Source organism: Croceitalea sp. MTPC5 (assembly GCF_036985505.1).
Classification (GTDB): domain Bacteria; phylum Bacteroidota; class Bacteroidia; order Flavobacteriales; family Flavobacteriaceae; genus Croceitalea.
Window position 1 is genome coordinate 434,037 of record NZ_BTGQ01000002.1, and the last position, 22,911, is coordinate 456,947.

A 22,911-nucleotide genomic window follows, 5' to 3' on the forward strand; every position below is an offset into this window, starting at 1 on the left:
TTCGGTGCTAATATATAGTTTAATCTTCAAATTCTTCTTTTAGAATGCGAACCACTTCATTTACGGTTTCTTCTTCTAAATCAGTTCGTTTTATCAAATCTGCCGCATCTTGCTCTAAAACACTTCGCGCGGTATCGAGACCTATTTTCTTGAACTCTTCAATAATCCAAGCATCTATCTCATCTGAAAACTCCGTTAATTCCACATCTTCTTCAACACCTTCCCTGAAAACATCTATCTCATAACCAGTCAATTGACCTGCTAATCGTATATTATGTCCCCCACGACCGATAGCTTTTGAAACTTCTTCGGGTTTCAAATATACCTGGGCCGTCATCTTTTCGTCATTCAGTTTTACCGATGAGACACGCGCCGGGCTTAAAGCCCTTGTCACCATTAATTGTGGGTTATTGGTCCAATTAATGACATCGATATTTTCATTGCCCAATTCTCGAACGATACCGTGTATTCGAGATCCCTTCATACCCACACAAGCACCGACAGGGTCGATACGGTCATCATAGGAGTCTACGGCTACTTTTGCTTTTTCGCCAGGGATACGAACTGCTTTTTTTATAGTGATCAGCCCATCGAAAACCTCGGGTATTTCTTGAAAGAACAATTGTTCTAAAAACTTGGGCGCCGTTCTTGACATAATGATGGTGGGCTTATTGCCCTTCAACTCCACACTTTCAATAATACCCCGAACATTATCACCTTTTCTAAAGAAATCAGAAGGTATTTGGCGTTCTTTGGGCATGATGATCTCATTACCCTCATCGTCTAATAAGATAATCGCTTTATGTCTTATGTGATGTACCTCAGCCGTATAAATTTCACCTTCTAAATCTTTAAATTGCTTATAGATGGTGGTATTGTCATGTTCGTGGATTTTAGAGATCAGATTTTGACGTAAGGCTAAAATGGCCCTACGGCCTAAGTCCATCAATTTTACTTCTTCTGATACATCTTCGCCAACCTCAAAATCCGGCTCGATTTTTCTGGCTTCCGATAATGATATCTCCTCATTGGGTTCTTCTACCTCTCCATCTTCAACAACGATACGGTTTCTCCAAATCTCTAAATCACCCTTATCCGGATTGATAATAATATCGAAATTATCATCAGAACCAAATTTCTTTTTTAGGGCATTTCGAAATACATCTTCCAAAATTGCCATTAAGGTCACCCTATCAATAAACTTATCATCCTTGAATTCTGAAAAGGATTCAATAAGCGCCATGTTTTCCATCGTGGTCTACATTTAAAATTTTAATACAACTTTTGCTTCTTTAATATCAGAAAAAGCAATTTCCTGTTTTTTCTGAACCGTATGCTTTCCTTTACCTACTGGTTTGGGCTCCCTGGCCTTCCACTCTAACGTAATGGCTTCTTGATTGCTCGAGGTCAAGTTACCTTCAATAGTTTCACTTACCGTTTTCACCTCTAATTTCCTACCTATATTCTTTTGGTACTGCCGAGGCAATACCAAAGGTGTTGTAGCACCTGCAGAGGCTACCTCAAGTGAAAAATCTTGTTCTTCACGGTCTAAATTATGCTCAATGGCCCGGCTGATGTCCATACAATCTTGAAGGCTTACACCGTTGTCGCCATCCAACACAATATTGATCTTGTTACCGACACCTATGGTAAAATCAATCAAAAACAAGTCTTCGCGTTGCCCTAAGGCATGAGTCAGTAACCCGGTAACTTTTTCCTTAAACATGCAAAAAACAATCTTTTATCCCTTCACGAATCAATACACATATCCACAAAAATCAGTGTCAACAGTGCTTCGGCAATACATTTAAAAAAATGTTTTTCGACAAGTTTCACTAATAAAAGAGGGGACTCGAAGTCCCCTCATGAATACTTATATCCGTTCAGTGTTGCAAATATACGATAATTCTATAGTTTGCAAAATCAAGGTTAAACAAAAAATCCCAATCAAAATGACCGGAATTTTTTTTGTTGGCCCACTAGGACTCGAACCTAGAACGACTGGACCAAAACCAGCTGTGTTGCCAATTACACCATGGGCCATTACCTTTAAGAGCGTGCAAATTTAAAACAAACTTTTATATCGCCAAATAAAAATGGTTACAATCGAACAAAACAATCGAAAATGACCTGTTAAAGGTTTTAGAAAAATGGGTTTGCTTCTCTATTTTATTTGGTAAATTCGCCCCGATTGGTAAAGCACAAATTTCATGTTTGCGAAAGATTTTCAAAAATGGGACACTATATTAGGATGGGTGTCCTTCTCCATTGCCTTGATAACCTACCTCATTACCGTAGAACCCACCGGAAGTTTTTGGGATGCAGGTGAATATATCACGACCTCAGCCAATCTTCAGGTAGGCCACCCACCGGGAGCACCCCTACTGCAAATGATCGGGGCGTTCTTTGCCATGTTCGCATTTGAAAACACGCAAATTGCGCGAATGGTGAATACGGTTTCAGTAGTGTCAAGTGCCTTTACCGTTTTGTTTATGTTTTGGACCATCACCAACCTCACTAAAAAATTGGTCGTCAAAAAAGACAACCTATCAAACCATAAGGCCCTGGCGATTTTTGGTAGTGGCCTCGTAGGTGCCCTGGCATTCACCTTTTCTGATAGTTTTTGGTTCAACGCCGTTGAAACGGAGGTCTATGCCATGGCAAGTCTTATAATGGCCTTGTTATTATGGATGGGGCTCAAATGGACCGACAGTTTGGAGGATGATCGCGGTAACAAATGGTTATTGTTGATATGTTTTGTTATCGGTCTGACCTTTGGTATCCAATTTATGGGATTCTTGGCGATTCCCTCCATCGGATTGTTGTACTACTTTAAAAAATATAAAAAGACCACGGTCAAAAATTTCATTATTGCCAATGCCATTGTAATCGGTTTATTAATGTTGGTTTATAAATTTTCACTGACCTATATTCTAAAATTGTTCGGGTGGAGTGAAGTGTTCTTCATTAACGAAATTGGACTTCCCTTCAATTCTGGAACCATAATCATGGGGCTGATCTTCGTAGCCGTTTTCTACTTTGCATTACGATATACCAGAAAAAACAATTACTATCACGCCAACACCATCGTGTTGTGCTTTATGTTCTTGATCCTTGGTTTTTCATCATGGCTGATGTTGCCCATAAGGGCCAATTCACAAACCGTGGTCAATGAGAATAATCCTGAAGACGCACGGTCTTTATTGGCGTATTACAACAGGGAACAGTATCCAGGTGTTGAGAGTCCCTTCTATGGAGCCTATTATTCAAATACCTTCGCAGGCCCGGGAGACGATATTGATGATAAGCCCAAATATGAAAAGGACGAAAAATTGGGCAAATATGTTATCGTCAATAATTATAAGGATGCCATGCAAGGGCCCAACGAAAAGCATGTTGGCTTTTTACCCCGTTTATGGAGTGAACAGCATGCCGAAAATTACATGCGTTATTTTGGGCGACTTGACTTTAAAATCAAGTCGGAGTACATCTCTGAGACCCAATTACGGGATGCCGTGACCCAATTCAAACAAATGGATGCCGCCGGCGAGATCGGCACCGACCAATACATTCAGTTTTTTAGGGAATTTGGTGACTATATAGATGTATTGCCCCCCACCCTGATGGACAATATCAAATACATGTTCGAATTTCAATTTGGTTACATGTACATGCGGTATTTCATGTGGAATTTTGTGGGTAGGCAAAATGATGTGCAAGGGCGCTACGACGAGAACGGGCATTGGCTTAGTGGCATCAATGCCATTGATAACATTCGATTGGGCAGTCAAGAAAACCTACCCACTGATGTTCTAAACAACAAGGCACGTAACACTTACTTTTTTCTACCACTGCTTTTAGGGATCATCGGTATTGTATTTTTGATAGCCCGCAACCCAAAACTTTTCTGGGTACTTTTTGTATTTTTCCTGTTCACCGGTATTGCGATTCAATTCTACACCAATCCATATGTTTTTCAACCACGTGAACGTGATTATTCCCTCGTTGGCTCTTTTTACATTTTTGCCCTTTGGATCGGCCTTGGGGTCTATGGTTTATTTGACGAAGTAAAAAAACTATTGAAGCCTAGATTAGCGGCTCCTGTCGTTACGGTTTTATGTTTGGCAGCCGTACCGTTTCTAATGGCATTTCAAAACTGGGATGACCATGACCGGTCTGGCCGGTATACCGCTAGATCCACCGCAAAAGCTTATTTAGACTCTTGTCAAGAAGATGTAGGGGCCATTCTGTTCACCATTGGTGACAACGATACTTTCCCTCTTTGGTATGCCCAAGATATTGAAGGGCATCGTACCGATGTTCGCATTGTTAACACGAGCCTTTTTGCAACGGATTGGTATATCGATCAAATGAAACGAAAAGCATACGAAAGCGATCCCATACCCTCACAATTGACCCATGACAAATACCGATATGGCACTCGAGATGCCGTATATTATCAAGCAATCACGGAAAGTCGATGGAATATCAAAGACTTTATGAACTGGATCGGGAGCGATAAACCCCAAACCAAGTTCAAACATTTATTCGAGAAACAGGGGCGTGATATCAGCGCCTATCCGAAGAGCACCCAAGAAATAGTATATTACCCAACCAATAAAATTCGAGTACCCGTAAATAAGAAAAACGTATTGGAAAGCGGACTGGTGAAACCAGAGGACCAAGATTTGATTTTAGATTATATTGATATCGATCTTCCTCAGAGTGCATTGCCAAAAAATCGTATCCTCATGCTTGATATCATCGCGAATAACGATTGGAAACGCCCCATCTACTTTTCAGGTGGAAGTTTCGACAAAGCGGAATATATCTGGATGAAAGAATACCTTCAACTAGATGGTCTGGTCTATAAGCTGGTTCCTATAAAGACCGAGAATGAAAGTCCCTATGAAATGGGAAGGATAGATACCGACCTCATGTATGGCATCGTCAAAAAATGGGAATGGGGCAATGCCTCAAGTGCCGACATCTATCATGATCCGCAAACCCGCTCACAAGGATTGTCATTTCGAGGTAATCTAGCCCGATTGATGGAGCAACTTATAGCCGAAAACGAGATAGAAAAAGCAAAGGACGTCATTACCATCGCCATGACAAACATGCCTTTCGAACATTTTGGTTTTTATGCTTTTGTCGAACCGTTTGTAGATGGTTATTACAAGGTTGGTGAGCAGCAAAAGGCAAGGGATCTTTTTGAAAAGTTGAAAACCGTTTATCAAGAACGGCTGAGCTATTATGCAGGCATACCTCGGAATGAGCAATATGATAAACTTGAGAATATTTTGACCGAAATGGAGGCCTATCGAAGAAACATAGATATTTTAATCAGAAATCAAGATAGGGAATTAGCGGAAAAAGAAACCCTCATTTTTAATGAGTACATTGATAAATTCTCACAGTTCATTGGTGAGGAAGATCAAGAATATTTGAGTGAACCGAGAGCAATAGACCCAGACCTACAAGACTCTATGGTTACAGACAGTATACCATTGGATACCATAACCGCGGTTCAAGATGCGGTTTCGGTGGAAGAATAAGTGTAGGGACACTTGAAACCTAGGTAATACTAGTGTCATTGAAATCGAAAATCAAGGAATTAAGAAGTTTATGTTCAAGTATACTCATTGAGTATGCCAATCAAGGTATTGGCATCTTGCTCCCCGCTTTGACGCCATACCATCTCCCCTTTCTTGTAGATCATAAGGGTAGGTAGCCCCTTAATTCGAAGAGCTTGTGAAAGTTCTTTGTTTTTATCAACGTCTATTTTAATGACCTTCCCTTTATCACCAAGCGCGGCCGCGACGTCTCGCAGCACGGGATGCATTGAAGTGGACTGTTCGTTCCAATCGGCATAGAAGTCTAACAATACCGGAATGTGCAAATCTATGAGTTCACCAAATTTTGACATGGTAACATGGTTATTTAACAACTCAAAAGTAAGAAAAATTGTTAAAATGGTGCATTGTGTATTCCCTGCAGGCTACTGATTTAGGTTAAATTCAAGTTAAACCTTTCTTTTTTAAGGTAATTACCGAAATTTCGGGCCAAATACCGACCCTACCAGGGTAACCTATAAAACCAAAGCCCCTGTTCACATTAATATACTGGCCCAATTCTTTATAAATGCCTGCCCAATATTTATAACGCCATTTCACTGGACTCCATTTCACCCAACCTGGTATCTCGATGCCAAACTGCATACCATGGGTATGCCCACTCAAGGTCAAATGAAAATGATAATCGTCGTTGATGACCACATCTTCCCAATGTGACGGATCATGACTCATTAAAATTTTAAAATCATCCTTTGAAATACCTACTTTGGCACGATTTAGGTCCCCTGCTTTTTTGAAACTGCCCCTACCCCAATTTTCAACTCCGACCAGGGCAATCTTGTCATTGCCCTTTGTTAAATAGCGATGGGAGTCCAACAACAGATCAAACCCCATTTCTTTTTGCATCGTTTTTAAATCCTCAAGATTTTGTTTTTTCCCTTGTTCCGTGTCCCATGATACATAATCACCGTAGTCATGGTTGCCGAGAATCGAGTACTTTCCATCTTTTGCCTGTAATTGTGCAAACAAATCAGTCCAAGGTCTCATCTCTTCCGCCTTGTTGTTGACCATATCACCTGTAAACAAGATAACATCGCTTTTCTGGCTATTGATCAGCTCAATACCATAGGCCACCTTCTTGCGATCATCAAAACTGCCGCTATGCACATCAGAAATTTGTGTAATTTGATATCCATCAAAGGCCTCAGGCAAATCATCGAACTCCAATTCATACCTCAATACCTTATAGTTGTATTTACCTTTGTACATGCCCAGCAACAGGGCCCCAAAGGGTAATGCAGCTATGCCTAACGCAATTGCGCTCAAAAACCTTCTTCTTGAGGGAATACTGAATTCTTTTTCAGTGCCAAAAACTTTTTGGTAAGCACCCACGAACAATCTGAAGATGTCTTCACCGAATAAAAAGATGATGGTAATCAACTGAAAAGACAACATGGCCAATAAAAATCCGAAAGCGTAACTTTTAGGCCTACTTAGTACCCTGCCCTCATCCGTACCCATGAACTGATATAGGAAATTACCAATGACCGCTAGGGAAAGTAAGATAAAAAGGTACTGTAACCAAGGGTATCTTGATACCGTCTTTACAGCCTGTAGGGCATAAAAACCCAGAACGGAGTAAATGAAAAGAAAGATGATCCAACGAAGCATAGTAGTTTTTTACAAATTTATTCCTTTAAAACCTTATACCGGTTTTTTGATTTTTATTTAACGAATCGTACAAGTTGACGAACGGTTTGCTCATTTGTGACCGCTACTTGGCTTTCTACCAAATGCTTTTGCGAATTCATTGAAATCTTGTGTTCGATGTCAACGGTATTCGTGAACGTAGTGCCCGAAAAGTGGATTACCTTAAAATCTGCCTTCATGAAATCTACGATGTTTTCAATACGAATACCCCCACCGGGCATTATCGTGGTTTTAGTGCTTTTGGCCTTAAGTCGCTTAAGCATGGTAATTCCCTGTGACGCCGTGGCCTGTTGCCCTGAGGTCAAAATAGTATTTACACCCATATCTTCCAATTGCAAAAGGGAGGTCTCAGGGTCGGCGATCCAATCAAAAGCCCTATGAAAGGTAAAATGTAATGATCCGGTCTGTCCTATCATTATTTTCATTCGTTCCATGTCAAGGGTATGATCTCGGTTTAAAATTCCTGAGACAATACCTTCGACACCCATCTCCCTGCAAAAGCGAATATCGTTCAACATCACTTCGAATTCAGTTTCAGAATACACGAAGTGACCGCTTCTCGGTCGTATCAAGACATGAATGGGAATCGAAACTTCTTGTTTGACCAATTGAATAAGCCCATGTGAGGGGGTAACACCCCCTACACCCAAGGCAACACATAGTTCAATTCTATCAGCACCGGCCCTTTCGGCATTAATGGCCGATTCTAAAGAATTACAGCAAACCTCTATCAACATATTGTTATCTTTAGTTAAAAAACCCATTTAAAGTTTAAAAATAAACAACCCAAACATGCGAAGACGCAAATTCATCAAGAAATCGGGGCTAACAACGGCCGGCATGCTCACGGCTCCCGTTTTAGCATCGTGTAAAGACGAAAAGAAAGTGGAGGCCATACCGGATCAAAAGTCTGTAATACCTATAGTCATCTGTACTTGGGACTTTAAAAATGCCTCTGCCAAGGCATGGGAAATCCTTTACCAAAATGGTAGTTCATTAGACGCCATCGAACATGGTGTCAGAATCGAAGAAGATGATGTCAATAACCAAACCGTTGGTACCGGGGGTCGACCAGACCGCGATGGCAATGTAACCTTAGATGCCTGCATCATGGACGCAGCCGGAAATTGTGGTGCCGTATTAGCTTTGCAAAATATCGCCAACCCCATTTCAGTGGCACGAAAAGTTATGGAAGAAACCCCACATGTGATGTTGGCAGGCAAGGGTGCGGAACAATTCGCTTATGAAAAAGGATTCAAGAAAGTAAATTTACTCACCGAGAAATCAAAACAGGAATGGTTGGAATGGAAGAAAACGGCCAACTATGAAACACCCATAAATATTGAAAACCACGATACCATCGGAATGCTGGCCATCGATAAGAACGGGGATATCTCAGGCGGTTGCACTACGAGCGGTATGGCCTACAAATTGGCTGGACGGGTTGGGGATTCGCCTATTATAGGGGCCGGCTTGTTCGTTGACAATGCCGTTGGAGGTGCCACGGCAACGGGAGTGGGCGAGGAAGTTGTGCGTACTGTTGGAAGTTTCTTGATCGTCGAATTGATGCGTCAAGGCAAATCACCACAAGAAGCCTGTGAAGAAGGGGTAAGGCGTATCATCGAAAAGAACAAAAATCGAAAAGACTTTCAAATCGGTTTTATTGCCATGAACAAAAACGGCGAAACGGGAGGCTATTGCATCCATTCTGGATTTAGTTACCGTCGCTATTCACCGGAAGGACATGAAAACATTGAATCACAAAGCTACTTTTAAGTTAAGGTACCCCATCCCCATTTCGTTTGATAGCGATGAAGGTGTTCCACTGAAAAGTGGCACTATCGAAAGACCATGCCACCCTTACCATACCTTAAATGCCAAAATAAAATAAGTAGTACCTCAAAACCTGCTTTACAAAATGGGGATCATGATTTTCACATTAGTTGGCTTTCATCCGTTTTTCCTATTTTTAAAATTCGTGCTTTAAACCTTAAAAAATGTCCGATCAAATGGAGACCGAAGTAAATCCTGTTGATAAAAACTGGCTTCAACGCCTGAAGAATGAAAGCTGGGAAGCGGAACTTTTGGTATCGGCAGTTGCCATTTTTGCCATTTTAAAATCCTTTTCGGGTATTGATTGGCTTTTGACCAAGTTTATAGACTACTTGAACCCCAATCAATATTTGGTCGCTTATGCCATTATTGTTAGTGGTTATCTCGCCGTAGGGGTTCTGGCGGCCATGTTTAGCATACACTTTGCCTTAAGGGCCTATTGGATCGGCTTGGTGGGTTTGAATTCCGTATTTCCCGATTACAGTTTAGAAGATAGTGCCTATTCGCCTATTTACACCGAAAAAACCCTTCAAATGCTCCCGAAATTATCGGTAAGCATCACCAAAATTGATGAATTATGCAGTGTTACGTTCTCAGCGGCGTTTTCCATCATGCTTATCTATCTCAATTTTACGGTGATTGCCACAGTATATCTTATCCTATACAATCTGGCCAAAGATGTGGTACCAGAATGGATTTTATTGATTCCTTTGGGGCTGTTCATTGGCTATATCGTTTATGGAAGTATTTTGACCTCAATAGCCAATACCAAAAAATTCAGATCACATGAGAAAATACAAGAGCTTTACTTTTTGTACTCGAAATGGGGAGCAAAAATACTTTATGGCCCTTTCCCAAAAAGTATTTTGCAAATAAGCATGATTTTTGGATCTAACTATAAAAGAAAAAAGGGGCTCATAAAAATGATTTTGTTCATGCTTTTCATAGGCACTATTTTTGGTGGAGTACAGTTGGTTCGCTCAAACTATGATTACCTTATCAATTACGACGTGCCCGTCGACAGCTCAAAAAAACATGCTTATTATTATGCGGATAACAATGTAGGAACCGATTTTCTATTGGCACCTGAAATCAATGCGGGTACCATCAAAAACAGGGTATTGCAATTGTTCATTCCCATTTTCAAACACGAGAAAACCATTTTTGAGGCAAAGTGTGCTATTCCCGATTTCCCCACTTTTCAACTTCCTGACGACACCGAGCGTCAAAAAAGAAGGGATACCTACCTAGCCTGTTATGCCAAAAACCAATCGGTGACCATTAACGGCCGTACTGTCGAGGTATCTTTCTTAAAAAGTGACCACCCCCATACGGGACAATTTGGAATCGTTACTTACATCGACCTCGATAGCTTGTCGAACGGAACGCACACCTTAGGGGTCGAAAAAATATTTGAGGGCCAAAACCGTCGTAAATGGACTATTCCCTTTTACATTTCGGCCAAGAATTGACAGAAATCGCGGGGCTAACATCTTGAAAAATAATGATGTTAAATTTTATAGCATGTTTTGGTCCTAGAAAAGTCAAGCCTAAACCCCGTTATATAACACTGCCCATTTGCATAAACTTTGTACATTTAAAAAATCGTACTTCTAATTTCATATTTCAAACTTTAATTCATGTCCGATCAAAAAAGACTCTTTCTGCTTGATGCCTATGCCCTTATTTTCAGGGGATATTATGCACTTATAAAAAACCCAAGGATCAATTCAAAAGGGATGGATACCTCTGCGATCATGGGGTTCATGAACTCCCTTTTTGATGTTATCAAACGTGAACGGCCCGATCACCTGGCCGTCGCATTCGATAAAGGTGGAAGTGTAGAACGTACTGAACTATTTGAGGCCTATAAAGCCAATCGTGACGAAACGCCCGATGCCATTCGAATTGCCATACCCTATATTCAGAATATCTTGAAGGCAATGAAAATTCCCGTAGTGGAATTAGAAGGCTATGAAGCGGACGACCTTATCGGCACTTTGGCGAAACAAGCCGAAAAAGAAGATTATAAGGTTTTCATGGTTACCCCTGACAAGGACTTTGGGCAATTGGTCTCAGAAAATATATTCATGTACCGACCAGCTCGTATGGGCAATGGTATTGAAATATGGGGTATTCCTGAAATACAAAAGCGCTTTGGCGTTGAACGCCCAGAACAGGTCATTGACTATTTGGGCATGATGGGTGACGCCAGTGATAATATACCCGGTCTACCTGGTGTAGGTGATAAAACGGCTAAAAAGTTTCTAGAGCAGTTTGGTGATATGGAAGGACTACTTGCCAACACCGATCAATTAAAGGGCAAAATGAGGGAGAAAGTCGAGGCCAACGCCGAACTTGGTCGTTTATCACGTAAGCTTGCCGAGATCAAAACGGATTGCGAGGTTACCTTCAAAGCAGATGACTATGAAATGTGCGAACCTGATGCCGAGAAGGTACAAGAGGTTTTTGAAGAACTTGAATTCAGAAGGCTAAAAGAGCAGTTTATCAAAATATTTTCCGGTGAAACGGAACCTGTTACCCAAGTTACGAATACGGTTACGGCAAAGCAAGAAACTCAAAAGGCCAAAGTGGCGGGTGGCGGACAATTTACATTATTTGGTGGTGACCCAGCCGAAGCGGCAGCAACCATTAAAGATGTCAACAGTCGAAAAACCATCTCAGAAGTACCGCACTTTTACCAATTGGTCACTGAAGGTGCCGCCATGAATTTGTTTTTGAACAAGTTGATGCAACAGGCGTCGGTTTGTTTTGACACCGAGACTACCTCGATAAACCCACTTGATGCCAAATTGGTGGGTATTGCCTTTAGTTGGAGTGCTAACAAGGGGTTTTATGTAGCCTTTCCTGAAGATGAAGAACGCGTTAATACCTTATTACAGCAATTGCGTCCCTTTTTTGAATCGGAAAACATTGAAAAAATAGGGCAAAACCTAAAGTATGATATCAAAGTAATGCAGAATTATGGTATAGCGGTGAAGGGAAAACTCTTTGATACAATGTTGGCACATTACCTTATCAACCCTGATATGCGGCATAACATGGACGTACTTTCAGAAACCTATCTGAACTACACCCCTGTTTCCATTACTGAACTCATCGGCAAAAAAGGGAAGAACCAATTGAACATGCGTGATGTCCCCATTGAAAAACAAACGGAATATGCCGTAGAGGATGCCGATATCACATTGCAATTGGCAGCCCATTTTCGTCCTGAACTGGCTGAAGCGAAAACGGAAAAATTATTTGAATCCATCGAAATACCACTATTGCGGGTCTTGGCCGATATGGAGCGCGAAGGTATCAATTTGGATAAAGCGTTCTTGGGTTCACTTTCCGAGGATCTCGATAATGATATCAAAAACTTGGAACAACGTATTTATGAGGCCGCGGGAGTTGAATTCAACATTGGATCCCCGAAACAATTGGGAGAGATTTTGTTTGATAAAATGAAACTCGTCGACAAACCGAAAAAAACAAAGACCGGTCAATATTCTACGGCAGAGGATGTACTCTCGTATTTGGCCAAAGATCACGAGATCATCCAAAATGTATTGGATTATCGAGGGCTTTCCAAACTCAAGAGCACCTATGTAGATGCCCTACCAGAACAGGTACATACAAACACGGGGCGAGTACACACCGATTATATGCAAACAGTAGCGGCAACAGGTCGTCTGAGCAGCAATAACCCCAATTTGCAGAATATCCCGATCCGTACCGAACGGGGACGCCAAGTTCGAAAGGCCTTTGTGCCACGCGATGAAAACCACGTATTGTTGGCAGCTGATTACTCACAAATAGAACTTCGTATCATTGCAGCTTTGAGCGAAGAGGATACCATGATCGAAGCCTTTAAAAATGGGATGGACATTCATGCCTCGACGGCTTCAAAAGTATTTAACGTGCCAATCGAAGCCGTTACCCGTGAACAACGCAGCAATGCGAAAACCGTTAATTTCGGTATCATTTACGGGGTATCGGCATTTGGGCTAAGCAACCAAACCGACCTAACACGAGCTGAATCAAAAGAACTTATCGACACTTACTACAAAACATATCCGAAGCTCAGAAACTACATGGGCGAACAGGTTGACTTTGCCCGTGATAATGGCTATGTACAAACCGTGCTGGGCCGTCGTAGGTATTTAAAGGACATCAATGCCGGTAATCAAGTTGTTCGTGGCGCGGCCGAACGAAATGCCGTAAATGCACCGATACAGGGTAGCGCGGCAGATATTATCAAACTTGCCATGATCAATATCCACAAAAAACTTTCAGAAGGCAATTACAAAACCAAGATGTTGCTTCAGGTACATGATGAACTGGTCTTTGATTGCTATAAACCAGAGCTGGAGGAAATGAAAAACCTTATTAAAACCGAAATGGAAAATGCGTATACGATGAGCGTTCCGTTAGATGTTGAGGTCGGTATTGGTGAGAATTGGTTAGAGGCGCATTAGACCAAAATAATATGAAACATGCCTTTTGTTATATTTTGGCTATCGGTATGCTTTTCAACTGTACCCAAACCCAACGACCAACAAAGGTATCCAGGACCGATTCGGAATGGAATCCCGAATTGAATTTTCGACCCAACATCCTATGGATCGTAGCTGAAGATCAAAGTCCGAACATACCTGCTTTTGGCGATAGCACCGTTGTAACGCCTACCTTGAACCGATTGGCCGCGGAAGGGGTATGCTATGATAACTTCTATAGTGCCCATCCTGTTTGCGCTCCAGCGAGGGCGTCCATTATTACAGGAAGGTATGCCAATAGCATAGGGGCGAGTCATATGCGTACGGGGCCTTGGTTTGCCGCAAACATCACTCAAGAAATCATTCAAAACTACAAAGCCCTACCTGAAGGAAATATTCCCTACGAAGCAGTACCCCCGAAAGAGGTCAAAATGTTTACCGAATATTTACGGGCTGCCGGATATTACAGTAGCAACAATGCCAAAGAAGACTACCAATTCAGAAAGACCATGACCGCTTGGGACGAGAGTAGTAATATGGCCCATTGGCGAAATAGGCCCAAGGGAAAACCCTTTTTCTCGGTCTTTAACATCGGTGTGACACATGAATCAAGGATTTGGGCAAAAGCCAAGGATTCACTCTGGGTACCCAAAAATCTTGAAGTACCGGTACCACCGTATTTACCCAATACCGAAACAGGTCGAAAAGATGTGCGTAGAATGTATTCCAACATTTTGGAAATGGATGCCCAAACGGCCAAAATCTTACAAGAATTAAAAGCGGATGGCCTATTGGACAGTACCATTGTCGTATGGTATACCGACCATGGTGGGCCCTTGCCCAGACAAAAACGACTATTGTACGATAGTGGCACCAAAGTGCCGATGATCATTCGATTTCCGAATGGGGAATTCGCCGGTATGAGAGACGACCGTATGGTCAGCTTTATCGATCTGGCACCGACGATGCTTTCCCTAGTTGGTATCAAACCGCCCGACCACATGCAGGGTACCGCATTTTTAGGCGAGTATTTGCGTACCGAGGAACCAGAATTCATTTTTGGCGCCGCGGACCGTTTTGATGAATTTACCGATAACATTCGTTCGGTACGTGACAAACAGTTTCGATATATCAAAAACTACAATCCTGAAAAGCCATTGTATGCCGATGTGGCCTATCGAAAGAACATGCCCATCATGAGAGAGCTACTGCGCTTAAAGGAAGAAAACCAATTGACCGTTGCACAAGCGCTCTGGTTTGAACGACCAAGACCTGAAGAAGAACTTTATGATGTAATCAATGATCCATATGAAGTACACAATTTGGCCCAACTTCCAGAATATCGAGAAAAACTGCTCTCTTTAAGAAAGGCTTGTTCCAATTGGGTAGGCCGTATCAATGACACTGGCCTTCGACCAGAGCAAGAACTTATCGACATGTTTTGGCCTAATGGCGAACAGCCCAATACCTCAAACCCTGAACTTGAGCATTCCAACGGTACAATCACCATTAGTTGTGCCACGGAAGGAGCCTCTATTGGATATCAAATTGTCGGGGCGGACCAAGAAGGCTGGACCGTCTACACCAAACCCTTTTCAGTTAAGGGCGGCACCACGATCAAAGCCGTCGCGCATCGGTTAGGGTATAAACGAAGTGCAATGGAAACCTTTGAGGTCAAATAGACACTATAGCCTGTTTAAGCTATTCATGTTCTTACAAAAAATCGACCTTCAGAAGGTTTTCAGAGAGAAAGGGGAAGCTTCATCCAATAGGGTTCGTGCACTTTGGTCTTACCAAAAACCAAAAGTGAACCTTGATTTTGTTTTTGTTTGTTTTCCCAACCTTTTTCTTTTTAGAACAACTTCTTTGTTTTGTAAACGTGCGGCTTCCTCAAAATGTGCGAATAGTTCCATTGAAAAAGGTTGAGCCTGCCATACGCTAGGGTAATGTTTTAATTTCATAACGTTGTATTTTCTATTTCAGAGCGCGCAAAATTGCATCAAAAGCAATGTGTTGAAAACATCAAAGTTTTCCGATTTCTGTGCTATTTTAACATGAGTTCGACGTAAGAAACCTATCACTGTTTTCTCGCGATTTGTAAGCTATGTCAAGTTGAGCCTACCTTGTCGGCAGACAGGCGCAGTGTAAACCTCTCTTTAAATGTACATTCTTTCAAGCTCTGGACTGCGCTCGGGGTTACAACTGTCAATTTTTGTTGACAGTTGTTTTCTTTTGGATCTACTGTTACTTCGAACTCACGTTATTTTATCTCAAATGGAAGAATGGAACACCTCTGAAAAGTAAAGGAAACAAAGCTATTTTTTATGGGAAGGAATAAGAGGTCAACGCTTTACAGACGATTCATAATTCTCGCCTATTTGATCCAAGACCCTCAAGAAGGTCTCAAATTCCATGATATCCAAATCTTTAATGGCCTGTGCCCTTAATTGGTCAGCATGTGGGGAAATCAATGCAATCAACGCTTTACCCCTTGAGGTCAACTCCAATTTAAAACGTTTCATATCCCCCTCAAAACGCGTTTTTTTTATCCAACTTTTACGTTCTAGCCCGCCAATAACCCTTGATGTGGTCGCACGATTCCTAAAATTCGATTTTACGATTTCAGCCTGCGAGGCTGCATCGCCCAACTGCGAAATACGATGAAGAATTACCCATTGTTCAATAGTCATTTCGATATCAAGCGCTTCGAACTTGCGCAAATAAGCCTCTTGTATTTTTCGCAAGACCAAATCTAAATGTAAGCCAATACCTTGTATTTTATCTATTTGATTGAGCATAGTTTAAATTAACCCATGACATATCGTGTCATGTCAAAATACTTGAAAATAATAATTCGTGGGGCCGTATATCCCATCTCAAACAACCCTTGAAAAATTATAATCAAAAGTCTTTTTGTATTTCAAAATTACGTATTTTTGTTGCATCAACAACAATTTTAATTTAATAGCTCCCTAAAATAGATTTCAATGGATACGACCGCACTACCAAAACTTCATGACAAGGCCCAAGATTTTATGCCGATCAACGGCACTGATTATATTGAGCTCTATGTTGGTAACTCTAAGCAAGCAGCGCACTTTTATAAGACCGCCTTTGGCTTTCAATCGTATGCCTATGCCGGCCTACAGACCGGCCTAAAAGACCGCGAAAGTTATGTCGTGATCCAAGATAAAATACGTCTGGTACTCACCTCACCTTTAAAAAGTGGCACTGAAATCGGCAAGCATATCGACAGCCACGGTGATGGGGTAAAAGTGGTGGCCCTATGGGTCGATGATGCCACTTATGCATACGAAACTGCGGTTTCTAAAGGTGCTAAGTCATATATGGAGCCCGTGACGGAAGAAGATGAAAATGGAAAGGTGGTTCGTGCTGGTATTTACACTTACGGCGAGACTGTTCATATTTTTGTGGAACGCAAAGACTATAAAGGTACTTTTTTACCAGGCTATACCAAATGGGAAACCCCGGATTACAATCCCGCACCGACCGGATTGAAATATGTAGACCATATGGTCGGTAACGTAGGTTGGGACCGCATGAACCATTGGGTAGAATTTTATGAAAAGGTGATGGGCTTTGTGAATATCCTATCTTTTGATGATAAGGATATCTCTACCGAATACACGGCCCTAATGAGCAAGGTGATGAGCAACGGCAATGGTAGGATTAAATTTCCAATCAACGAACCGGCCGAAGGTGCAAAGAAATCGCAAGTGGAGGAGTACTTGGATTTTTACGAAGGCGAAGGCGTGCAACATATTGCGGTTGCTACGGATGACATCATTAAAACAGTTCGTGATTTAAGAAGCCGTGGTATAGAATTCTTGACCATTCCCGATACATATTACGATGCAGTCACCGACCGGGTAGGCCAAATTGATGAAGATATTGCCCCGTTAAAAGAGCTTGGAATATTGGTTGACCGCGATGATGAAGGTTATTTGTTGCAGATATTCACACGACCGATAGAGCCCAGACCTACGATGTTCTTTGAAATCATTCAAAGAAAAGGCGCACAATCATTTGGAAAAGGTAACTTTAAGGCACTATTCGAGGCTATTGAACTTGAGCAACAATTAAGGGGGACATTACATTAAAAACGTAGTTTAGAAGTTTAATGTTTAACGTTTTTGAACTTGAATTTGATCCTTGAGTTTGAACTTTAAAACAAAACTATGCCCATATATCACAAACTAGGGAAGTTTCCGCAGAAACGACATACCCAATTTGAAAAGCCCGATGGTAGCCTGTATTACGAACAGTTATTTGGAACCATTGGCTTTGATGGCATGTCTTCTTTATCGTATCACGTACATCGTCCTACACAGGTAAAGGAGATTGGTGAAGCCTTGGATATGAGTCCGAAAATCGCCGTGGCCAAGAACATTACCTCCCGAAAGTTAATTGGGTTCGATGTTGCCCCTAAAGATGATTTTCTAGAGTCCCGCGAACCTATGATGGTGAACAACGATGTTCACATTGGTCTAGCTGCCCCAAAAAAATCGATGACCTCTTATTTTTATAAGAATTCCGATGCCGATGAAATGCTGTTCATTCATCGGGGTACAGGCACCTTAAAGACCTTTTTAGGTGATATTCCGTTTGAATATGGTGACTATTTGATTATTCCCAGGGGAATGATCTATCAAATCGAATTCGATTCTGACGACAACCGGATTCTATATGCAGAGTCGTTCCACCCTATTTATACCCCAAAACGTTATCGCAACTGGTTCGGGCAGTTATTGGAACATTCCCCATTTTGTGAACGTGACTACAAGCTACCACAGAACTTGCAGACCTTTGATGAAAAAGGGGATTTCGTGATGAAAATCAAGAAACAGGGTATGTTGCACCATTTGGTTTACGCCACACATCCCTTTGATGTGGTAGGTTGGGATGGTTACAATTACCCTTATGGTTTCTCCATCCATAATTTTGAGCCGATAACCGGGCGGGTCCATCAACCGCCGCCAGTACACCAGACCTTCGAGACCAACGCTTTTGTTATCTGTTCGTTCTGCCCAAGGTTGTACGATTACCACCCGAAATCCATTCCAGCACCCTATAACCACAGCAATATCGATTCTGATGAAATGCTATATTACGTAGACGGTGATTTTATGAGTAGGACGGGTATTGGCCCGGGGCATATCTCTTTGCATCCCGCAGGAATCCCCCACGGACCCCATCCAGGTACTTATGAAGCCAGTATCGGCAAAAGGGAAACCGAAGAACTCGCCGTGATGATCGATACGTTCAAACCCCTGCAACTAACCGAAAATGCCCTAAAAATCGATGATGGTAAGTATTATAAATCGTGGTTGGAATAAAAGAAATTAGATGTTAATATTTAGAAGCGGGTTCTTTAACAGGTTCCGTAAAGCCCCTAATTACTAATCACTCATATCTCATATCTCATATCTAAAACAACATGATCATAGACATACCCAAAAACTCCGATTTTTCAATTCATAACATTCCCTTTGGGATTTTCTCCACGGAAGACAGAAGTCCGCGTGCCGGCGTAGCCATCGGAGATCATATCTTGGATCTAGCCGCTTTGGCGGAATTGGATGTATTTGATTTTAATACTGCCGTATTTGAAAAAGAAACATTGAATGATTTCATTTCGCTAGGAAAGGAAATCACCAAAAAAGTCCGTCTTGACATTCAACATTGGTTACAAGATGAAAATTCGATTTTGGCAAGCAAATCAGAGTTGTTCATCAAACAAGTCGATGCACAAATGCACATGCCCGTCTATATTGGTGACTATACCGATTTTTACTCTAGCATTGAGCATGCTACCAATGTGGGTAAGATGTTCCGTGATCCCGAAAATGCATTATTGCCCAACTGGAAGCACATTCCCGTTGGTTATCATGGCCGCGCAAGCTCCATAGTGGTTAGCGGCGAACCTATACATAGACCTAAAGGACAGACGATTCCGGTTGGTGCCGACAAACCTGTTTTCGGACCGACCCAACGCCTCGATTTTGAATTGGAGATGGGTTTTATTACCGGAAAGAATACCAATCTCGGGGAATCGGTTTTAACAAGTGAGGCTGAAGAATACATTTTCGGCCTGGTCTTATTGAATGACTGGTCGGCACGCGATATCCAGAAATGGGAATATGTGCCTTTAGGTCCGTTTTTGGCCAAAAACTTTGCCTCACATATTTCGCCATGGATCGTAACTTTGGAGGCTTTTGAGACGTTTAAGGTGCCTGGCCCAAAACAAGAACCTGAAGTATTGCCCTATTTGCAATATGAAGGTCTAAAAAACTATGATATCAACCTTGAAGTGGCCATAAGCCCAGAAGGAAGTGAAGAACAAACCGTTTGCCATTCCAATTTTAAGTATATGTACTGGAATATGGCCCAACAGTTGGCACATCACACCGTTAACGGTTGCAATATCAATATCGGTGACCTTTATGGCTCGGGTACCATTTCAGGAAAAGATGAAAACTCGTACGGCTCTATGCTGGAACTGGCATGGATGGGCACAAAACCTTTGAAGATGAAAGATGGCAGCGAACGAAAATTCATCAATGATGGTGACACCGTAACCATGAGGGGCTTTGCGGAAAAGGATGGAAAACGTGTCGGTTTTGGTGAGGTTTCGGCGAAAATATTACCCGCAAAATAAATTGTATTTTCAAGATGTCATAGTAGACACATTCGAAATGACCTCTTCTAATTTTTCTTGTATATCGACGACGCAATAGTATATAAATATGACTAAAACCATCGACCCAAATAAAATAGCACAACCTGATTTACATGGTATTCTTTTAACTGCAGTGGCACCTCGCCCAATTTGCTTTGCAAGTACCATTGACACTCACGGCAATGTGAATTTGAGTCCGTTCAGCTATTTCAACGTTTTTAGTTCAAACCCGCCCATATTGATATTCTCACCTGCCAGAAGCGGCAGGGACAATACGCTAAAGCATTCGCATCAAAATGTAAAAGAAGTACCCGAAGTCGTTATCAATATCGTTAATTATCCTATTGTAGAGCAGATGTCACTTTCAAGTACCGCCTATGAAAAAGGGGTAAATGAATTCATAAAAGCAGGCCTTACGGAAATTTCAAGTGAAAAAGTAAAACCGCCACGTGTTGCGGAGGCCCCAGTATCTTTTGAGTGTTCGGTCACTGAAATCATTGAATTGGCAGACACCCCAGGGGCAGGAAATCTTATTTTATGTAAGGTAGAACTTATCCACATCAATGAAGATGTCATGACCGATGACCAATTGGATACCCAAAAGTTGGATTTGGTCGGTAGAATGGGCGGTAGCTGGTACACCCATGCTAACGGTGATTCCCTATTTGAAATTCCGAAACCGATACGAACCAAGGGTATTGGTGTTGATGCACTACCTGAAAACATTAGGGAAAGCGAAATCTTGACCGGAAATAATTTAGGGCGTTTGGGAAATTTGGAAGCCTTACCTACAAAAACACAATTAGATGCAATTGCCAATGATGAGGAACTGACCAATTTGGCAAGAAAGGTCGGCAGTGATAAAACGGCACATCAAAAACACCTCCATTGGCTTGCCCAGCGTATTTTAGAAGAGGGGAATACGACTAAGGCCATGGCCGTTTTAATGCACGCCGAAAATCTTTAAGCATGAATACCATAGAATCCATATTCAAGTCGTATTTAGAGCCGAAAGAAGTTTATAAGGGTGGCAAGAACATTCCTGCATCAAACCAGAAAGTCTATAAACTATCGTCAAACGAAAATCCATTAGGTGCCTCGCCAAAAGCTATTGCAGCCCTTAAAAAAGCTGCTATGCAGGTAGCTATCTATCCTGATCAGACGGATATTCGCCTTCGCGAGGCATTGGTGGCCGATTTCAATGGTGCCCTCGCTGCCGACCAGTTTATATGTGGCAACAGCGGTTCTGAGATCATTGACATGTTGTTACGGGCCTTTTTGAATGAAGGGGACGAGGTGATTTATTCCAACCCCTGTTTTTTGCCCTACTCCGTTTTTTCAAGATGGTATGGTGCCAAACAAATTGATGTTCCATTGAAAAGTCCTAATTACGACTTAGACATTGACGGTATCTTAAAGGCCATCACCAAAAAGACCAAATTGATTTTTTTGACCAGCCCAAATAACCCTACCGGCACTTATATCGCCAAACCGGTTCTAGATGACTTTTTAAACAGAATCCCTAAAAACATCCTTATTGTCTTTGATGAGGTTTATAGGCATTTTGCAGATGCCGAAGACTATGTCACGGCGCTACCTTATGTCAAACAAGGTCACAATGTTATTGCCATCAATAGTTTTTCGAAAACTTATGGCTTGGCAGGGCAACGTATTGGATATTGTTATACTACGGCTACCATTGCCAATTACATGCGACAGATCCATAAACCTTTTTTACTGCCTTTGACCTCGATTGAAGCGGCAATCGGCGCTTTGAACGATCATTTGTTCATTGAGAATACGGTAAAAACGGTACTTACAGGAAGGGCCTACCTTACTGAGGAATTTAAAAAACTAAGCATTGACCATTGGCCGACCCAAGCTAATTTCTTTATCATTGACCCCCCACTTCCTGAAATGGAATTTACCGACAAACTAATGGACGAGGGCATAATGGTTCGACCAGTATCACAATTTGGGGCACCCGGTAAAGTTCGGATAACCATCGGAACACCGGAAGCCAACCATGCTTTGATTTCAGTCTTGCAAAAAATGAAGTACGTCTAGTTCACTAGATTATCCTCTGGTAAAAATAGCTTGTGCACCTGAATAGTTGTCGGCATCGATAACCTCTCCGGCAATGACCATGGTGTTGCCTTCAATTGCAACTTCAATGGTCTCTTCTTCCATGTCGGCATTGATGAAGGTCAATTGATTACCTTCTAACGACCACGTTGAAGACTCCGTATCACTTTGGGTTGGACATGGCACATCTAGGCCTGTGGGACCTGCGTTTACTTCGATATAGTTGGTCTTATCCTCTGCCGAAGCAGTACTATCAGCGTTAAATACAAAAGTTACCAGATAACACTGCTCTTCTGCAAGATTATCAATAATTTCAGCAGCCAAATTCAACTCCGTATCACTTTGACCTGTAAAGTCAACGCTGGTCAAGTTCCAGGTACCGACCAAATTCGATTCGCCACCGACCATTTGAAGACCGTCATCCTCACTATCGGAGGAACAAGATAATGTCAAGGCAAAAACTGCAATTAGCACCATTAATTTAGATTTCATCTTTTTTAGTTTT

The 22,911-nt window shown here is 41.8% G+C and carries 17 protein-coding genes and 1 tRNA gene; 10 read left to right on the forward strand and 8 right to left on the reverse strand.

What is annotated here, in order from left to right; genetic code table 11:
* Positions 1-19: 19 nt before the first annotated feature.
* The 3 genes from nusA to AACM45_RS07090 form a co-directional block, all read right to left on the reverse strand.
* Positions 20-1,252, reverse strand: a complete 1,233-nt coding sequence (nusA, locus tag AACM45_RS07080) for a transcription termination factor NusA (protein ID WP_339141675.1) — start codon at positions 1,250-1,252, stop codon at positions 20-22.
* Between the two features lie 12 nt (positions 1,253-1,264).
* Positions 1,265-1,726, reverse strand: a complete 462-nt coding sequence (gene rimP / locus AACM45_RS07085; RefSeq protein ID WP_339141676.1) for a ribosome assembly cofactor RimP — start codon at positions 1,724-1,726, stop codon at positions 1,265-1,267.
* 245 nt (positions 1,727-1,971) lie between these two features.
* Positions 1,972-2,043, reverse strand: a tRNA-Gln gene (locus tag AACM45_RS07090).
* Positions 2,044-2,210: 167 nt separating this feature from the next.
* On the opposite strand from AACM45_RS07090, the gene AACM45_RS07095 reads away from it, so the two are divergent.
* Entirely contained in the window at positions 2,211-5,558 is a 3,348-nt protein-coding gene (locus AACM45_RS07095) for a DUF2723 domain-containing protein (protein ID WP_339141677.1), read from the forward strand.
* A gap of 74 nt (positions 5,559-5,632) precedes the next feature.
* Here the strand turns inward: AACM45_RS07095 and AACM45_RS07100 are convergent, their stop codons facing one another.
* The 3 genes from AACM45_RS07100 to AACM45_RS07110 all read right to left on the reverse strand — a co-directional run bounded on the left by AACM45_RS07100 (position 5,633) and on the right by AACM45_RS07110 (position 8,050).
* Positions 5,633-5,929 (reverse strand): thioredoxin family protein, encoded by a 297-nt coding sequence (locus tag AACM45_RS07100; protein WP_339141678.1) that lies wholly within the window; start codon positions 5,927-5,929, stop codon positions 5,633-5,635.
* Positions 5,930-6,020: 91 nt separating this feature from the next.
* Positions 6,021-7,247, reverse strand: a complete 1,227-nt coding sequence (locus AACM45_RS07105; RefSeq protein WP_339141679.1) for a metallophosphoesterase — start codon at positions 7,245-7,247, stop codon at positions 6,021-6,023.
* A 53-nt stretch (positions 7,248-7,300) separates the two neighbouring features.
* Positions 7,301-8,050 (reverse strand): copper homeostasis protein CutC, encoded by a 750-nt coding sequence (locus AACM45_RS07110; RefSeq protein WP_339141680.1) that lies wholly within the window; start codon positions 8,048-8,050, stop codon positions 7,301-7,303.
* A 28-nt stretch (positions 8,051-8,078) separates the two neighbouring features.
* On the opposite strand from AACM45_RS07110, the gene AACM45_RS07115 reads away from it, so the two are divergent.
* From AACM45_RS07115 to AACM45_RS07130, 4 genes are all read left to right on the forward strand, one after another.
* Positions 8,079-9,062 carry an isoaspartyl peptidase/L-asparaginase family protein gene (locus tag AACM45_RS07115; protein WP_339141681.1) on the forward strand — a complete coding sequence of 328 codons (984 nt, stop codon included), beginning with the start codon at positions 8,079-8,081 and terminating at the stop codon, positions 9,060-9,062.
* A 221-nt stretch (positions 9,063-9,283) separates the two neighbouring features.
* Positions 9,284-10,591 carry a hypothetical protein gene (locus tag AACM45_RS07120; RefSeq protein ID WP_339141682.1) on the forward strand — a complete coding sequence of 436 codons (1,308 nt, stop codon included), beginning with the start codon at positions 9,284-9,286 and terminating at the stop codon, positions 10,589-10,591.
* Positions 10,592-10,759: 168 nt separating this feature from the next.
* Positions 10,760-13,603 carry a DNA polymerase I gene (gene polA, locus AACM45_RS07125; protein ID WP_339141683.1) on the forward strand — a complete coding sequence of 948 codons (2,844 nt, stop codon included), beginning with the start codon at positions 10,760-10,762 and terminating at the stop codon, positions 13,601-13,603.
* Positions 13,604-13,614: 11 nt separating this feature from the next.
* Positions 13,615-15,303 (forward strand): sulfatase-like hydrolase/transferase, encoded by a 1,689-nt coding sequence (locus AACM45_RS07130; protein ID WP_339141684.1) that lies wholly within the window; start codon positions 13,615-13,617, stop codon positions 15,301-15,303.
* Positions 15,304-15,963: 660 nt separating this feature from the next.
* On the opposite strand, the gene AACM45_RS07135 is transcribed toward AACM45_RS07130, so the two are convergent.
* Positions 15,964-16,419 (reverse strand): MarR family winged helix-turn-helix transcriptional regulator, encoded by a 456-nt coding sequence (locus AACM45_RS07135; protein WP_339141686.1) that lies wholly within the window; start codon positions 16,417-16,419, stop codon positions 15,964-15,966.
* 189 nt (positions 16,420-16,608) lie between these two features.
* On the opposite strand from AACM45_RS07135, the gene hppD reads away from it, so the two are divergent.
* The 5 genes from hppD (at position 16,609) to hisC (ending at position 22,388) form a co-directional block, all read left to right on the forward strand.
* Complete coding sequence (hppD, locus tag AACM45_RS07140) at positions 16,609-17,742, forward strand: 4-hydroxyphenylpyruvate dioxygenase (RefSeq protein ID WP_339141687.1); 1,134 nt, start codon at positions 16,609-16,611, stop codon at positions 17,740-17,742.
* A 78-nt stretch (positions 17,743-17,820) separates the two neighbouring features.
* Positions 17,821-18,978 carry a homogentisate 1,2-dioxygenase gene (locus AACM45_RS07145; RefSeq protein WP_339141688.1) on the forward strand — a complete coding sequence of 386 codons (1,158 nt, stop codon included), beginning with the start codon at positions 17,821-17,823 and terminating at the stop codon, positions 18,976-18,978.
* Positions 18,979-19,079: 101 nt separating this feature from the next.
* On the forward strand, positions 19,080-20,300 hold the full coding sequence (fahA, locus tag AACM45_RS07150) for a fumarylacetoacetase (RefSeq protein WP_339141689.1): 1,221 nt from the start codon (positions 19,080-19,082) through the stop codon (positions 20,298-20,300).
* An 88-nt stretch (positions 20,301-20,388) separates the two neighbouring features.
* Entirely contained in the window at positions 20,389-21,288 is a 900-nt protein-coding gene (locus AACM45_RS07155; protein WP_339141691.1) for a flavin reductase family protein, read from the forward strand.
* Between the two features lie 2 nt (positions 21,289-21,290).
* Positions 21,291-22,388 (forward strand): histidinol-phosphate transaminase, encoded by a 1,098-nt coding sequence (gene hisC, locus AACM45_RS07160; protein ID WP_339141692.1) that lies wholly within the window; start codon positions 21,291-21,293, stop codon positions 22,386-22,388.
* A 9-nt stretch (positions 22,389-22,397) separates the two neighbouring features.
* Here the strand turns inward: hisC and AACM45_RS07165 are convergent, their stop codons facing one another.
* A complete protein-coding gene (locus AACM45_RS07165) occupies positions 22,398-22,898 on the reverse strand; it encodes a lipocalin family protein (protein ID WP_339141693.1) in 501 nt (166 codons plus the stop codon).
* Positions 22,899-22,911 lie beyond the last annotated feature (13 nt).

Bases quoted from the DNA above. Each gene is read 5' to 3' on its own strand.
- nusA (WP_339141675.1), bottom strand. From the start codon at position 1,252: ATGGAAAACATGGCGCTTATTGAATCCTTTTCAGAATTCAAGGATGAT.
- rimP (WP_339141676.1), bottom strand. From the start codon at position 1,726: ATGTTTAAGGAAAAAGTTACCGGGTTACTGACTCATGCCTTAGGGCAA.
- AACM45_RS07095 (WP_339141677.1), top strand. From the start codon at position 2,211: ATGTTTGCGAAAGATTTTCAAAAATGGGACACTATATTAGGATGGGTG.
- AACM45_RS07100 (WP_339141678.1), bottom strand. From the start codon at position 5,929: ATGTCAAAATTTGGTGAACTCATAGATTTGCACATTCCGGTATTGTTA.
- AACM45_RS07105 (WP_339141679.1), bottom strand. From the start codon at position 7,247: ATGCTTCGTTGGATCATCTTTCTTTTCATTTACTCCGTTCTGGGTTTT.
- AACM45_RS07110 (WP_339141680.1), bottom strand. From the start codon at position 8,050: ATGGGTTTTTTAACTAAAGATAACAATATGTTGATAGAGGTTTGCTGT.
- AACM45_RS07115 (WP_339141681.1), top strand. From the start codon at position 8,079: ATGCGAAGACGCAAATTCATCAAGAAATCGGGGCTAACAACGGCCGGC.
- AACM45_RS07120 (WP_339141682.1), top strand. From the start codon at position 9,284: ATGTCCGATCAAATGGAGACCGAAGTAAATCCTGTTGATAAAAACTGG.
- polA (WP_339141683.1), top strand. From the start codon at position 10,760: ATGTCCGATCAAAAAAGACTCTTTCTGCTTGATGCCTATGCCCTTATT.
- AACM45_RS07130 (WP_339141684.1), top strand. From the start codon at position 13,615: ATGAAACATGCCTTTTGTTATATTTTGGCTATCGGTATGCTTTTCAAC.
- AACM45_RS07135 (WP_339141686.1), bottom strand. From the start codon at position 16,419: ATGCTCAATCAAATAGATAAAATACAAGGTATTGGCTTACATTTAGAT.
- hppD (WP_339141687.1), top strand. From the start codon at position 16,609: ATGGATACGACCGCACTACCAAAACTTCATGACAAGGCCCAAGATTTT.
- AACM45_RS07145 (WP_339141688.1), top strand. From the start codon at position 17,821: ATGCCCATATATCACAAACTAGGGAAGTTTCCGCAGAAACGACATACC.
- fahA (WP_339141689.1), top strand. From the start codon at position 19,080: ATGATCATAGACATACCCAAAAACTCCGATTTTTCAATTCATAACATT.
- AACM45_RS07155 (WP_339141691.1), top strand. From the start codon at position 20,389: ATGACTAAAACCATCGACCCAAATAAAATAGCACAACCTGATTTACAT.
- hisC (WP_339141692.1), top strand. From the start codon at position 21,291: ATGAATACCATAGAATCCATATTCAAGTCGTATTTAGAGCCGAAAGAA.
- AACM45_RS07165 (WP_339141693.1), bottom strand. From the start codon at position 22,898: ATGAAATCTAAATTAATGGTGCTAATTGCAGTTTTTGCCTTGACATTA.